Raw genomic sequence first — 14,306 nt, forward strand, 5'->3', positions numbered from 1 at the left:
CCGATGGCTATTACTGAAGCAGCTTCAGTACAGCGGATGGCAGTTGGTTGGCCTGGGACAGGATCGCAGTGGAAGCCTGTTGCAGGGTTTGTTGCTTGGTCAACTGAGCAGTTTCAGCAGCGTAGTCAACGTCCTGGATCTGACCGCGAGCGGCGCTGGAGTTGTCGGAGATGCTCTGCAGGTTGGCAACGGTGTTGTCGAAACGGTTTTGTACAGCGCCGAGGCCGGCACGCTGGGAGTCGATGTCCGAGATCGCCTGGGTGATCACGTCGATCGAGTTCTGTGCGTTGGCAGCAGTGGTGATGTCGGTGTTGTTAACGGTGGTTTTGGTGGAGTTGGCAGCAGTACCAGTCGCTGCGAACAGACCAGTCACACCGGCGCCGCTCAGGGAGTAGCTGCTGGAGGAGTTCAGGGAAACTGCACCAGTAGCGATGATCGCGGTGTTAGCCAGAGCAACGGCAGTACCGAAGGTGCCAGTGCCGTCTTGGGTAGCCACTTTGATACCGGCAACAGCTCCTGGGTCGCCAGCGTTGAAGGTCAGGTTCTCACCGGTGTCAGACTTGACCGACAGCGCTTGAGTGGTCGAATCGTAGTTAACGGTGATGCCCAGCTTGGCAGCGTTGGACTTCAGCTGGTCAGCCAGATCGGAAGTGCTGGTTACGCCAGTGAACTGGACCGCAGTACCGCTGCCGACTTTCAGGGTGAAGTTTGCGCTGGCAGGGGTTGCACCAGCAATGGCAGCGGAGTCAACGGTGAACTGGGCAACAGTGCTGGCAGTAGCAGCCAGGCCGCCGACAGCGCCGTTCATCTGAGCAGCGATCTGCTTGGCGGAAGCACCAGCAGCGATGGTCAGGTTGGAGGACTGGCCGCCACCGGTAACAGCGATCGCGCCGCCGGCAACGCCTGTTGCGCTTGGAGCAACGCCTTGGGATTTCAGCTGCTGCGAACCAATGTTGTTGGCCGCAACGTTACCGATGCTCATGTCGATGGTCTGGTTGGCGTTGGCGCCGACCTGGAACGAAGTGGTACCGAAAGAACCGTCCAGCAGGTTCTTGCCACCGAAAGTAGTGGTGGTAGCGATACGGGTCAATTCAGCAGTCAGAGCAGCGTATTGAGCCTGGTTCGACTTACGGTCTTCAGCGCTTGGCGAGCCGTTGGCGGATTGCAGAGCCAGGGTACGCATGCTTTGCAGGATGTTGGTGGACTGCTGCATGGCGCCTTCAGCGGTCTGAGCAATCGAGCTGCCGTCGTTGGCGTTCTTGATTGCAACGCCCAGGCCGTTGATCTGGCTGGTCAGACGGTTGGAGATTTGCAGGCCGGCCGCATCGTCTTTGGCGCTGTTGATACGCAGGCCGGAGGACAGACGCTGCATGGAAGTTTGCAGGGCGCCGGAAGCCTTGTTCAGGTTGTTCTGAACGTTCAACGAAGCAAGGTTAGTGTTTACTGTTAAAGCCATGACGAAATCCTCGTGGGTTGTTTACTGCGGCTTCCGGCCCTGGCAACCGCCGGGTGTGGCCTAGAGAACCTTCGTAATAGTTATCGTCGTGAAAGCAGGTTGCTTGAGGACTTTTTTGATTTTTTTTACTAGCACGATGCCACCCCTTGTAATTCAAGCATTTACGACGGCCCAAACCCCCGCAGTTGCTGGCTTTTTGGCGCCAAATAAAAAACGCCCATGATCTTTCGATCATGGGCGTTTTTTTGTGCAGCGCCTTTAAGGCATCAAGGGCGATGCAAAATCGCCGAGCCCCAAGACAGGCCCACGCCAAAACCACTGATGGCGACGCGCTTCCAGGTGGAGTCGAGCATGTGCTTTTCCAGCAGCAGCGGAATGCTCGAGGACACGGTGTTGCCGGTCTCGACCATGTCCTTGATGAACTTGTCCACCGGTGCATCTTCGAAACGCCGGGCCACGGCGTCGACAATCGCCGCACTGCCCTGGTGAATGCAGAATGCGTCAATCTCGTCAGCCTTGAGGTCCGACTCGTTGAGCAGCTCGTGCAAATGGGCCGGCACCTTGAGCAAGGCGAAGTTGAACACCTGGCGGCCGTTCATGAAGAACACGCCATCGCTGACCTTCAAGTGCGGCGCACCGGAACCGTCAGTGCCAAACTTGGCCTTGCCCAGCTGCCAGGGCGCGTCTTCGCCCATCCAGGTGGCAGTAGCGGCATCGCCGAACAGCATGGTGGTGTTGCGGTCTTCCGGGTCGACGATCTTCGAGTACGGGTCGGCGGTCACCAGCAGGCCGTTTTTCAGGCCCGTGGCTTCCATGAAGCCCTTCATCGCATAGATGCCGTAGACATAGCCCGAGCAGCCCAGGGAAATATCAAAGGCCGCCACGTGCGTCGGCAGGCCCAGTTTGTCCTGGACGATAGCGGCGGTGTGAGGCAAGCCCTCTTCGTCGCCGTTCTGGGTGACGACGATCAGCGCATCGATGGATTCGCGCTTCAAATCGGGGTTGTTGGCAAACAAGGCGTTGACCGCCTCGACGCACAGATCGGAGGTTTCCTGTGCAGCATCCTTGCGCGGCAGGAACGCCGAACCGATCTTGCCAATGATGAATTCTTCATCCTTGGCGAATTTGGCACCCTGGGCGTAGTTATCGATCCCGTCTGCCGGCACGTAACTGGCGATGCTTTTTATGCCAATCATTGTGGCTTCCCAATACTAAATAGCTGGAGAACACCCCGCGAGACACGTCGCCGGGTGCTGACAATAATGGGGATAACCCCGCAAAAAACTCGCCGAAAACCGCCTTTACACCTTGGCGGCAGGCCCTCGCAGAGACCTGGCGACGACCTATCCTTTTCACACGATACAGTGAAGATGCGCTTTATGACTCACAGGTCACTCAATTTTCTGCGCTTTGTGCGAAACACGGGGACATACAAGCGCCAAAAACCACAACGGCCCACCCCGTTTCCAGGGTGAGCCGCAGGTTTGCAGCCGCTCGAATCACATCTTGCTGAACAGGCTCAACTGGGAGATTTTCACGAACGCCAGTTGCGAGGCCTGCAGCATGGTCTGCTGCAAGGTCAGGTCAATAGCGGCTTGCCCCATATCAACGTTGGCCAGGGACGACATGGTGGACGTATTGGCCAGGCCCAGGCTAGTGTTTTCCGTGCTCTGGATATCCATCGCACTCTGGCGTGCACCAATGGAGCCGCGAACCTGGTCGATCTGCGCCGAAGCGTTACCCAGGTTGCCAATGCTCGTGGCGACCACGTCCTTGAGGTTATTCAAGGCAACCGGATTGCCGTCGGCCGGGGTTTCCAGGGCTTTGCGCAATTGGCCCAGGGTGTCCAGGGCATTCATGTTCTTGTTGCTGGTGGCGCCGACCGAGAACTGGTCACCGGCACCTGGCGTGCCACTCACACCAAAGGTCAGGCCGGCCGTGGTGATCGACGTCGCGCCGGCAGCCATGGTGCCGCTGGCAATGGCCTTGCTATTGGCGGAGTACGGCTGGGCGAACACCTGGTAATCGGTGCCACTGGTGAACTTAATCACCGCACCCGAGTTGGGAAAGGTGCTGGTATAAGCCGCCGAATCCGTGACCGTGCCACCCGTCAGTTGCGCAGTGGACGGATTGCTTGCCGTACGGGAAATACTGAAGCTGTCAGGCTTGGTCGCCAGGGAGAATTGCTTGCCCGCCACCAGCGCATCGGATGCCGGGCCCGACGCAACGTCTTTGCCCAGGTTCAGCCGGATGTCGAACGTGACACCCCGCAGGCTGACGCTGGATGAGCCTTCCTTGGTGGAGTCAAACGTACCGTTACCGGTGATCTCCGACGTGACGTCGTTGCCGTCCTTGTCGGTCACGCTGTATTGGGTGCTGCTGGCGAAGGTCAGCTTGTACGGCTGGCCATCGGAAAAGCTGTTGGCAAACTTCGTGCTCGACGTGACCAGCCCCGCCGAGATCCCCACCGTGCCGTCATTCACGGCAGGCGGCAGCAACGTGGCCTGGGTGCGACCGGTATTGGACGAGCTTTCCAGCAGCGCCTTGCCGGTATCACCCATGGAGATCGAAAGGTTGTTGGAAATCTGCAGGCTCAGGGGCGTCTCGTCACCCTGGTAGGTGTAAGTACCGTCATTGTTGCGGGTGTACGGCGGTGTATCGGTCTTGGCACCGGAGAACATGTAGTTGCCGCTGGAATCCTTGGAGTTGAGCAAGCCCAGCACCTGGTCCTCAAGCGCTCCTACCTGGGCGGCAATCGCCTTGCGATCGTCATCGCTCTTGGCGATGTTACCGGCCTGCTGCGCCAGGCCCTGGGCGGTTTGCAGCGCGTTATTGATGCTTTGCAGCACGCTCTCTTCGTTGGTCAGGGAGTTTTGCAGGGTGGTGATGTTGGTGTTGTATTGCCCCAACATGTCTTTCTGCTGCTGCAGCATCAGCAATTGGGCAGCAGCCACCGGGTCATCGGAAGCGGTCTGCACCCGGACGCCGGAACTCGCCTGGTCCTGGGCCTTCACCACACCGGAATAGTTGTCCTGGTATTTGGCGGAGCTGGTGTCGAAATACTGCTGTGTAGAAATACGCATCGTCCCAGACTCCCTTAAAGTGCGTTGATCAGTGTGCTGAAGGTTTCCTGCGCCGCCTTGATGATCTGCGACGACGCGGTGTAGTACTGCTGGAACTTGATCATGTCGCCCGCCTCTTCATCCAGGTTGACCTGGGACACCGAGTTGGCGGCCGCCTTGTTCGCTGTCAGCAGCGCACCGGTCGCGGTGCTGTCGGTATTGGCCTGGGCAGCCTTGGAACCCACTTGGGACACCAGGCGGCTGTTGGCACTGACCAGGCTCACGCCCCCGTTGCCGTCCGTCACACCGACAGTTGCCTTGGTTTGCAGCGCCAGCAGCGACTGGGCGTTGCGGCCGTCGGAGGTGGCGCCACTGTTGAAGGAGAAGGTGGTGCTGTCGTTATTGGCCGGCGAGCCGCCAACGGTGGTGTCAAAACTGAAGCTCTTGCCGGTGATCACGGCGCCGGTGGCGTCGCGCATCGGCACATTGATGGTGATCTTGTTGCCCTGGCCCGGAATGATGCTGCCGGTGCCGATCTTGAAGCCTTGGGCGTCGGTGACGGTGTACGGCTGTGTGCCGTCCGCGGCCTTATCGCCGAACACCATTTTCACCGGCATCGAGTTTTCGATCCCGGTGCGCAATTGGGCGGTATCGGCACCGCCATGAATATCCAGCGGCACCGTCAACTGCGGCGGCGTGAACGTGCCGGTGCCGGTGTTCTTGCCGGCAACGCCCGCCAATGGGCCGGCGAATGCGAGTTTATTCGGGTCCGTCAGGTCGACGCCGATCCCGCTGGCGCCATTGCTGGTGGGGCTGACCTTGAAGCTGTCACCCGCCGCCATCGGCCCTTTGCCATCCAGCGCCAGGGTGAAACCGTCAATCACCGGCGGCGGCGTGGTGGTGGTATCGAACGAGCCCATGGCCTTGCCATCGGAACGCACCACGTTGTACTGGTTGCCGCTGGTAAACGTGACCTTGTAGTCGTAGGTGGTCAGCTTGCTGCTGTCGGCAATCGACACATTCAGGTTGCCGGAGCCGGCGCTGTTACCCGCGGTCCCCTGACTACGCTGGGAGATGGCGGCCGCACTGTTGATATCCGAGAACAGCGAAGAGCCGAAATCACCATTCAAATCCAGGCCCTGGCCCAACTGGTTGTTGACGGTATCGGCGGTGACGATGGCCAGTCGGCCCAAGTCATTGATGGCCGGCATCAGCACATCACTGCGATAACGCATCAGGCCGCCAATGCTGCCACCGCTGACCACCGAACCGATGTCCATGGAGGTGCTGCCCATGTTGATCTGAATGGTGTACTGGCTGCTGTCGTTCTTGCTCGGCACTGCCGAAATGGTATTGGCAACATCGCCGTCTACCAGCGACTGGCCGGTGCCGGTTGTGATGTTGACCTGGCCGTCCTTTTCAGTGGCCGTGACACCGATCAGTTCATTGAGGGAGCGCACCGCTTCGTTGCGCGCATCCAGCAGGTTGGCGGGCGCGTTGCTCGTCGAGCCCTGGACCTGGGAAATCTGCTTGTTCAGGGATGCAATCGAGGAGGTCAGCTTGTTGACCTGATCACTCATGGTGCTCAACTGGCCGTTGATGCTTTCTTTCTGTTGAGTCAACTGCGAGGAAATCGCGTTGAACCGGTTGCTCAAGGTCTGGGCACTGGTCACCAGCAATTGCCGGGCGGACACATCACTGGGCGTGGCTGCAGAAGCCTGCGCCGCCGCGAAAAAGGCGCTGAGCACGGCCGACATGCCGGTGCTTTTGTCCGACAGGGTCTTGTCGATTGCACTGGCCTGGCCCAAGTAAGCATTGGCGTCGCTATTGAGGGCGGTGCTGTTCTGGTAAGCGGTGTTCAGGAAGTCGTTGTACACCCGGCGCACATCCGCCAGGGTCGTACCGGTGCCGATGAACACACCGCCGAACGCATTCGACGCACTGGCGTTCTGGGTGGTCTGCTGACGCGAGTATCCCGGGGTGTTGACGTTGGCGATGTTGTTACTTAAGACCGACAACGATCCTTGGGCGGCATTGAGCCCCGACATCCCGATATTGAGCAAACTCATGATTCAGACCTTATAAATGAGTGGAAGCGCCCGCGGCAGCGTAATTCTGGTAGCTGTTCATCGTTTTTGCGATCTGCGAAATCTTGCTGGCGTAATCCGGGTCGGTTGCATAACCGGCTTTTTGCAACTCGCGCACAAACTGTTCCGGGTTGTCGGCTGATTTCACAACTTCTTTATAGCGATCATTGCTTTGCAGCAACGTCACCAGGTCATGGAAGCTGTCCTGGTAGGAGTTGTAGGAACGGAACTGCGCCGTCTCCTTGACCATCGCACCATTGCGAAACTCGCTGGTGATCGCCCGGGCCTGTTCGCCCTGCCAACTCTGGCCGGCCTTGATGCCGAACAGGTTGTGGCTGCTGGTGCCGTCTTCGGCACGCATCACCGATTTACCCCAGCCGGTTTCCAAAGCGGCCTGGGCCACCAGGTAGCGTGGGTCGATGCCAATCCGCGCGGCGGCCTGCTTGGCCATCGGCAACATGGTGGCGACAAATTCATCCTGCGAACTGAAGGCTTTTTTCGCGGGTGCCAGCGGCGGCTGGGCCACGGCGCGACCGTAAACCTGCATTTGTCCGCGCGGGGGTAGTGCAGCCAGGCTGCGGGCAGAACTGTTGACCACACCGTCATCGGCGGCGCTGTTACGCAGCGGCGCGGCCTTGGCGGCAGTGGTGGTGGCATCGGCACCCGGCACGATGCCGGCCAGCAGGCGATCCGTCAGCTTGCTCGGCAACGAGATGCGCCGCTGATTCATCAGCGCCATGTCGTTGGCGTGGGAGTTGGTGCCTTCAGGCACCGCCACGCGGTACGCCCACAAAGGCCGTTGACCATTGCTGCGGCCCAGCGGGCCATCGGCCTTGGTACCGGCGGCAATTTCGGTCGGCACATCCACCTTCTTCGCCGGTGCGGCCGGGCCTTGCAAGGTGGCCGCCTGGGCGTCCACCGGCTTGTTCTTCTGCATCTGGCGCATCAGCACGTCTGCCAGGCCAATACCACCGCCCTCACGAGACAGGGAGACCGCCAACTGCTGGTCGTACATTTCCTGGTACTGCTTGGCCGCCGGAGTATTCAGCGGGTTGTCCTTGCCCAGGGCTTCGGTGGCCGAGCGCATGGACTTGAGCATCTCGCCGAGAAACAGCGACTCGAATTCCTGCGCGACCTTGCGCATGTTGCCGTCGCTGTTCTTGTCGCCGACCTTCAACTGGTTCAGCCGGTTGAGGTCGGAATAAGAACCCGAGTCTGCCGTGCTGCTCAGGCCGCTTTTACGCATGTCCATGGCCATGGCGTCAGATCACGATCAGGTCGGCTTGCAAGGCGCCGGCCTGTTTCAACGCTTCGAGGATCGCCATCAAGTCGCCTGGCGCGGCGCCCACCTGGTTCACCGCACGGACAATCTCGTCCAGGGTGGTACCGGGGCCGAACTTGAACATCGGCTTGGCTTCTTGCTGGGCATTCACCCGGGAACGGGGCACCACGGCGGTCTGGCCGTTGGACAACGGGCCAGGCTGGCTGACAATCGGGTCTTCGGTGATGGTCACGGTCAGGCTGCCGTGGGTCACGGCCGCCGGCGAAACCTTGACGTTCTGGCCGATCACGATGGTGCCGGTCCGCGAGTTGATGATGACTTTCGCCACCGCCTGGCCCGGGTCAACCTCTAGGTTTTCCAGCAAAGACAGGTAGTCCACGCGCTGACTTGGGTCCAACGGTGCGGTGACACGCACCGAACCGCCGTCGATGGCCTGGGCCACGCCCGGGCCCAGCAGCTCATTGATCTTGTCGACCACGCGCTTGGCGGTGGTGAAGTCCGAACGGTTGAGGTTCAGGGTGAGGCTGTTGCCCTGGTTGAAGCCGCTGGGCACGGTGCGCTCCACCGAGGCACCACCGGGAATCCGGCCGGCCGACGGCACGTTGACAGTGATCTTCGAACCGTCACGGCCTTCGGCGTCAAAGCCGCCCACCACCAGGTTGCCCTGGGCAATGGCGTAGACGTTGCCGTCGATACCTTTGAGCGGCGTCATCAGCAAGGTGCCGCCCCGCAGGCTTTTCGAGTTACCCATGGACGAGACGGTGATATCGACCACCTGCCCCGGCTTGGCAAACGGCGGCAAGTCAGCGCTGATGGACACCGCCGCGACGTTCTTCAACTGCACGTTGCCCGAACCCGGCGGTACCTTGATGCCGAACTGCGAAAGCATGTTGTTGAAGGTCTGCAGGGTGAACGGGGTCTGGGTGGTCTGGTCACCGGTGCCGTTAAGCCCCACCACCAGGCCGTAGCCGATCAACTGGTTGGACCGGACGCCGGAAATGCTCGCGATGTCTTTCAAGCGCTCAGCCTGGGCGCCTGCGCTCAGGGCCAGCAGCAACATCGCAGCCATCAGCTGTTTGAAGTTCAAAGTGATCACCTAGAAAGGGAACAGCGGGCTAAGGAAGAAACGGTCAAACCAGCCCGGCTGACTGGCGTCAGCAAACGAACCCGTACCCGAGTAGGTGATGCGTGCATCGGCAATCCGTGTCGACGGCACGGTGTTGTCGGTGGAGATATCGTCGGCGCGAACCATGCCCGCAATGCGCACCAGTTCGTCACCGGTGTTGAGGGTCATCCACTTCTCGCCGCGTACGGCAATGATGCCGTTGGGCAGCACGTCGGCCACGGTCACGGTGATCGAACCGGTCAGGCTGTTGCCCTGGCCCGCCGCACTTTTGCCGTTGGTGGCGCGGTCGCCGCTGTAACCGGCGTCCAGGCTCAGGTCACCACTGCCCAGCGGGTTGTTGGTGTTCGGTACACCGCCAAACAACGAGGTCAGGCCGATGCTGGTCTTGCTGGTCTTGCCGATCTGCGAGTTGGCGTTCTTGCTCGCCTGGGTCTTCTCGTTCAGCGTGATGGTGATGATGTCACCCACCCGGAAGGCCTTGCGGTCGCTGTACAGGTTCTGTTCGAAACCGGCCTGGTAGATCGAGCCATTGTTGGCGGCCGCCGGCAACGGCGTGCGCGGCAACACCGGCGCATAGTACGGATCATTGGGCTTTGGCGTCGGCGCGACACAGCCCGCCAGCGCAGCAATCCCACTCAATGCCAGAACAGAAACATAGCGATTCATGACCCATACCTCACGGTGTTGCAGGCGCCTTCAAGGGCGCCCCATAGACTTGATTACAGATTCTGCGTTACGAACGAAAGCATCTGGTCGGCGGTGGAAATCACCTTGGAGTTCATCTCGTAGGCGCGCTGCGTGGTGATCATGTTGACCATCTCTTCAACGGTGCTGACGTTGGACGTTTCCAGGGTGCTTTGCAGGGTGGTACCAAAACCGTTAAGGCCAGGGGTGCCGATTTGCGGCGCGCCGCTGGACGCGGTTTCCAGGAACAGGTTGTTACCAATCGCCTGCAGGCCGGCCGGGTTGATGAAGTCGGCGGTTTGCAGGTTGCCGATCACCTGGGAGGCCGGGTTACCGGCCACGGTGATCGACACGGTGCCGTCGTTGCCGACGGTGAAAGTCTGGGCGTTGTTCGGCACCACAATCGCCGGCTCCAGCGCGAAACCGTTGGCGGTCACGACCTGGCCATTGGCGTCCAGGTGGAACGTACCGTCGCGGGTGTAGGTGGTGGTGCCGTCCGGCTGCAGGATCTGGAAGAAACCCTTACCGTTGACCGCCAAGTCCAGCGGCTGGCCGGTTTGCTGCAAGTTACCGGCGCTGAAGTTCTTCTGAGTGCCAACGATGGCCACACCGGTACCCAGTTGCAGGCCCGACGGCAATTCGCTGTCCTGGGTCGACTGGGCGCCAGGCTGCTTCTTGATCTGATAGAGCAAGTCCTGGAACTCGGCGCGGTCACGCTTGAAACCCGTGGTCGACACGTTGGCCAAGTTGTTGGAAATGGTGGTCAGGTTGGTGTCCTGGGCGGACAAACCGGTTTTGGCAACGTATAGAGCAGGAAGCATGTTCTTCTCCTTCGTGCGCCTGTTTTATGGCGCCGCGCTACAAAAATTAGTGTGTGGCTGCTATCAGCTCATCGCCAGAACGCGAGTCATGGCCTGGTCGTCTTCTTTGGCGCTGTTCATCATCTTGATGTGCAATTCGAACTGCTTGGACAGAGCCAGCACCGCCGTCATTTCTTCAACGGCGTTCACGTTGCTCGCCTGCAGGAAGCCCGACGTCAGCTTGACGGTGGCATCGGCCTGGGCCGGCTGGCCATCCTTGGTGTGGATGGTGCCGTCGAGGCCCTTGGTCATGTTCTTGAGGTCGGGCTGCACCAGCTTGATCCGGTCCACTTCAGCCATCACCCGCGGGCCTTCGCCCATGGCGCGGATGCTGATGGTGCCGTCCTGGCCGACTTCGATCTGCTGCTGGGGCGGCACGGCAATCGGGCCGCCGTTGCCCATGATCGGCATCCCGTTGCCGGCCCGCAGTACGCCCAGCGCATCGACGTTCATGCTGGCGCTGCGCACGTAGGACTCGCCGCCATCCGGGTTTTGCACGGCCATCCAGCCGTCGCCGCTGACGGCCACATCGAGGTCACGGCCGGTTTCAATCATCGCGCCAGGGGAAAAATCCGTGCCTGGGCGCTCGGTCAAGGCAAAGGCCCGCGCCGGAAAGCTGTCACCGAACACCGGCATCGAGCGCGCCTGTTCCAGGTCGCGTTGAAAACCATTGGTGGAAACGTTCGCCAAGTTGTTGGCGTGGGCCTTCTGCGCCAGTGCATTCTGGCTGGCGCCGGTCATTGCCACGTAAAGGTACTTATCCACGCTCTTTCCTCTTTCTGACGGACGCTTGCCGCCCACCGCTGTACTGATGAGGCTTAAGCAATTTGCGAACCAACTTTCGGAAATACGGAAAAGTCCAGGCGGGGCGGGGGGTTGCCGGCAGGGAGCAGCTTAAGGCAGTAGGGAGAGAGTCGAAAAAACGGCGGACTTATGCCGCTAACGGCAAGTGCAGGTATCAAGACCGACAAAGATCAACTGTCGGAGCTGGCTTGCCTGCGATGGCGGTGTATCAGCTACCACTTGTTTTGCTGACCCAGCGCTATTGCAGGCAAGCCCGCTCCCACAGGTTTAACCGCGTTCGGCTTTGACGACTTCGTAGTCGCGCAACTTGTTGGCAATGGTGGTGTGAGATACGCCCAGCCGCTTGCCCAACAGTCGACTGCTGGGGTGCTCGGAATACAGCTGCTCCAGCACCGCCTTCTCGAAGCGTCCGACGATCTCCTCCAACCCGCCTTCCAGGGAAAAATCCCCCAGCGGCTGGCGCACGCCATAGTCCGGCAGGCGAATGTGCTCAGCCTTGACCGTGCCGCCCTCACACAGCGAAACCGCCTGGAACAGCACGTTCTCCAACTGCCGCACATTTCCCGGCCAGTGGTAATGGCTGAGGCGATCCATCGCCGCAGGCGCCAGCTTGGGCAGCGGGCAGCCGATCTGCCGGCTGGCCTGATCCAGGAAGTGCTCCACCAGCGGCGGCAACCCATCCAGGCATTCGCGCAGCGGCGGGATATGCAGCGAGAGCACATTGAGACGGTGGTAAAGGTCCTGGCGAAATTCGCCCCGGGCGCACAGTTCGGAAAGGTCCACCTGGGTCGCGCAGATCACCCGCACATCCAGGTACACCTCTTCATCACTGCCTACACGGCGAAAGCAGCCGTCCTGCAGAAAGCGCAGCAACTTCACCTGCAACCGCGCGCTCATTTCGCCGACGCCATCGAGAAACAACGTGCCGCCCGCCGTCAGCTCCAGCAGCCCCAACTTGCCCTCCGCCCTCGCCCCTTCAAAAGCACCGGGGCCATACCCGAACAACTCGGTCTCGGCCATGGACTCCGGCAAACCGGCGCAGTTGAGCGCCATCAACGGCGACTGCCCGCGCGGGCTGGCCAGGTGGCAGGCGCGGGCCAGCAACTCTTTGCCGGTGCCGGTTTCGCCTTCTATTAATAGAGGGGCATCCAACGGTGCCATGCGCCGGGCTTCACGCACCACGGCGGCCATGACTTTGGAGCTTTGGAAAATGCTGTCGAAGCCGCGCAGCTCCTGCTTGCGCACATTGTAGATACGCTCACCCACGCGGTCGGCGCGGTGCAGGGTCAGCACGGCGCCGGCCATGGCTTCGCTGTCGTCATGTTCAGAGGATTGCAGCGGCGCAATATCGGCCAGGAACACATCGCCCTTGACCTTGACCCGCAAGCCATTGATCCGCGACTTGCTGGCCCGTACCAGTTCCGGCAAATCGAAGTCTTCGGCGTAGCGCGACAACGGAATGCCCGGCACCTCATCCACCCGTACCCCGAGCAACTGCGCCGCCGCACGGTTGGCGGCAACGATGGAGCCGCCCATGTCGATGGACAGCACCGGAAACTCCAGCGCTCCCAACAGCGCGTTGAGTTCCATGTGCCGACGTTCGCTGGGCATCAGCCCTACCCGCTTGACGCCAAACACCCCGGCAATCGCTTCGAACTGCGGGCGCAATGCCTGGAATTGCAGGTTCACCAGATTCGGGCAGAACAGGTAAATGGCGTTGCCGTGTTCGCCACCGACTTCGCCCTTGGCGACGTTTACGCCGTACTCCACCAGCAGGTTGAGGATGTCCCGCAGGATGCCGATGCGGTTCTGACAATGCACTTTGATACGCATGTGAAGGCCCGAAGAGGTGGAGGCGCTGCGTCTTTTTGCCGCTGGGCGCAGATAGTCGTCAAGATTATGTGACAGTCGCGAGGCGATTCACACCCAAAACACGCCACATACACAACTAGACGCCTCAACCGTAACGAAAACTTTACGAATTCCAGTAACTTTTCCTACAGACCCGTGCCGCAAGAGGATGGATTCCTGGTCCAGGCGGCGTATCAATAGGCTCATCCCAGGACATAACAAGAACGAATGCCTAGCAGGAGAGCAGTATGAAGCAGACGCAGTACGTGGCCCGCGAGCCCGACGCGAACGGTTTTATCGACTACCCGCCCGAAGAACATGCGGTGTGGAACACCCTGATCACGCGCCAACTGAAAGTGATCGAGGGCCGTGCCTGCCAGGAATACCTGGACGGCATCGACAAGCTCGGCCTGCCCCATGACCGCATTCCGCAATTGGCGGAAGTCAACAAAGTGCTGGCCGAGACCACCGGCTGGCAAGTCGCCCGAGTGCCGGCACTGATCCCCTTCCAGACCTTTTTTGAATTGCTCGCCAATAAGCAGTTTCCGGTGGCGACGTTTATTCGTACCCGTGAAGAGCTGGATTACCTGCAGGAACCGGACATCTTTCACGAGATCTTCGGCCACTGCCCACTGCTGACCAACCCCTGGTTCGCGGAATTCACCCACACCTACGGCAAGCTCGGCCTGGCCGCCACCAAGGAACAGCGCGTGTACCTGGCGCGACTGTACTGGATGACCATCGAGTTCGGCCTGGTGGACACGCCCGAAGGCCGGCGCATCTACGGCGGCGGCATCCTGTCTTCGCCCAAGGAGACCGTGTACTGCCTCTCGGACGAACCTGAGCACCAAGCCTTCGACCCGCTGGAAGCGATGCGCACGCCGTACCGCATCGACATCCTGCAACCGCTGTACTTCGCCCTGCCCAACCTCAAGCGCCTGTTCGAAGTGGCGCAGGAAGACATCATGGGCATGGTTGAACGCGGGATGCAGCTGGGTCTGCACGCACCGAAGTTTCCGCCCAAGCCCAAAGCGGCTTGAGCTGTGGCTTTTAGGGCCAGGTGAGTCTGTTCCCTGGCCCCGCGTTGCTTTAGG

Annotated in this window: 11 protein-coding genes; 1 reads left to right on the forward strand and 10 read right to left on the reverse strand. The window is 60.4% G+C overall.

Annotated features, from left to right (window positions below; all coding sequences use genetic code 11):
- Nucleotides 1–10: 10 nt before the first annotated feature.
- From JFU58_RS01400 to JFU58_RS01445, 10 genes are all read right to left on the reverse strand, one after another.
- Nucleotides 11–1,456, reverse strand: coding sequence for a flagellin N-terminal helical domain-containing protein (locus JFU58_RS01400; RefSeq protein WP_063028081.1), 1,446 nt, complete (start codon nucleotides 1,454–1,456; stop codon nucleotides 11–13).
- Between the two features lie 266 nt (nucleotides 1,457–1,722).
- Nucleotides 1,723–2,652 carry a ketoacyl-ACP synthase III gene (locus JFU58_RS01405; RefSeq protein WP_063028079.1) on the reverse strand — a complete coding sequence of 310 codons (930 nt, stop codon included), beginning with the start codon at nucleotides 2,650–2,652 and terminating at the stop codon, nucleotides 1,723–1,725.
- Between the two features lie 303 nt (nucleotides 2,653–2,955).
- On the reverse strand, nucleotides 2,956–4,539 hold the full coding sequence (locus JFU58_RS01410) for a flagellar hook-associated protein 3 (RefSeq protein ID WP_201139728.1): 1,584 nt from the start codon (nucleotides 4,537–4,539) through the stop codon (nucleotides 2,956–2,958).
- Nucleotides 4,540–4,553: 14 nt separating this feature from the next.
- The gene (gene flgK / locus JFU58_RS01415) at nucleotides 4,554–6,587 is read right to left on the reverse strand and encodes a flagellar hook-associated protein FlgK (protein WP_063028075.1); all 2,034 of its coding nucleotides are present in this window, start codon (nucleotides 6,585–6,587) and stop codon (nucleotides 4,554–4,556) included.
- Between the two features lie 10 nt (nucleotides 6,588–6,597).
- A complete protein-coding gene (gene flgJ, locus JFU58_RS01420) occupies nucleotides 6,598–7,863 on the reverse strand; it encodes a flagellar assembly peptidoglycan hydrolase FlgJ (RefSeq protein WP_063028073.1) in 1,266 nt (421 codons plus the stop codon).
- Between the two features lie 4 nt (nucleotides 7,864–7,867).
- Nucleotides 7,868–8,956 carry a flagellar basal body P-ring protein FlgI gene (locus tag JFU58_RS01425; RefSeq protein WP_032899355.1) on the reverse strand — a complete coding sequence of 363 codons (1,089 nt, stop codon included), beginning with the start codon at nucleotides 8,954–8,956 and terminating at the stop codon, nucleotides 7,868–7,870.
- 27 nt (nucleotides 8,957–8,983) lie between these two features.
- A complete protein-coding gene (flgH, locus tag JFU58_RS01430) occupies nucleotides 8,984–9,679 on the reverse strand; it encodes a flagellar basal body L-ring protein FlgH (protein ID WP_010166028.1) in 696 nt (231 codons plus the stop codon).
- 53 nt (nucleotides 9,680–9,732) lie between these two features.
- The gene (flgG, locus tag JFU58_RS01435) at nucleotides 9,733–10,518 is read right to left on the reverse strand and encodes a flagellar basal-body rod protein FlgG (RefSeq protein WP_017477441.1); all 786 of its coding nucleotides are present in this window, start codon (nucleotides 10,516–10,518) and stop codon (nucleotides 9,733–9,735) included.
- A 63-nt stretch (nucleotides 10,519–10,581) separates the two neighbouring features.
- On the reverse strand, nucleotides 10,582–11,322 hold the full coding sequence (locus JFU58_RS01440; protein ID WP_063028071.1) for a flagellar basal body rod protein FlgF: 741 nt from the start codon (nucleotides 11,320–11,322) through the stop codon (nucleotides 10,582–10,584).
- Between the two features lie 306 nt (nucleotides 11,323–11,628).
- Nucleotides 11,629–13,194 carry a sigma-54-dependent transcriptional regulator gene (locus JFU58_RS01445; RefSeq protein WP_063028069.1) on the reverse strand — a complete coding sequence of 522 codons (1,566 nt, stop codon included), beginning with the start codon at nucleotides 13,192–13,194 and terminating at the stop codon, nucleotides 11,629–11,631.
- A gap of 266 nt (nucleotides 13,195–13,460) precedes the next feature.
- Here JFU58_RS01445 and phhA point away from each other — a divergent pair, with 266 nt between their 5' ends.
- Nucleotides 13,461–14,252, forward strand: coding sequence for a phenylalanine 4-monooxygenase (gene phhA / locus JFU58_RS01450; protein WP_063028067.1), 792 nt, complete (start codon nucleotides 13,461–13,463; stop codon nucleotides 14,250–14,252).
- Nucleotides 14,253–14,306: the final 54 nt, after the last annotated feature.

The organism is Pseudomonas sp. TH34 (genome assembly GCF_016650865.1).
In the GTDB taxonomy this organism is placed as follows: domain Bacteria; phylum Pseudomonadota; class Gammaproteobacteria; order Pseudomonadales; family Pseudomonadaceae; genus Aquipseudomonas; species Aquipseudomonas yamanorum.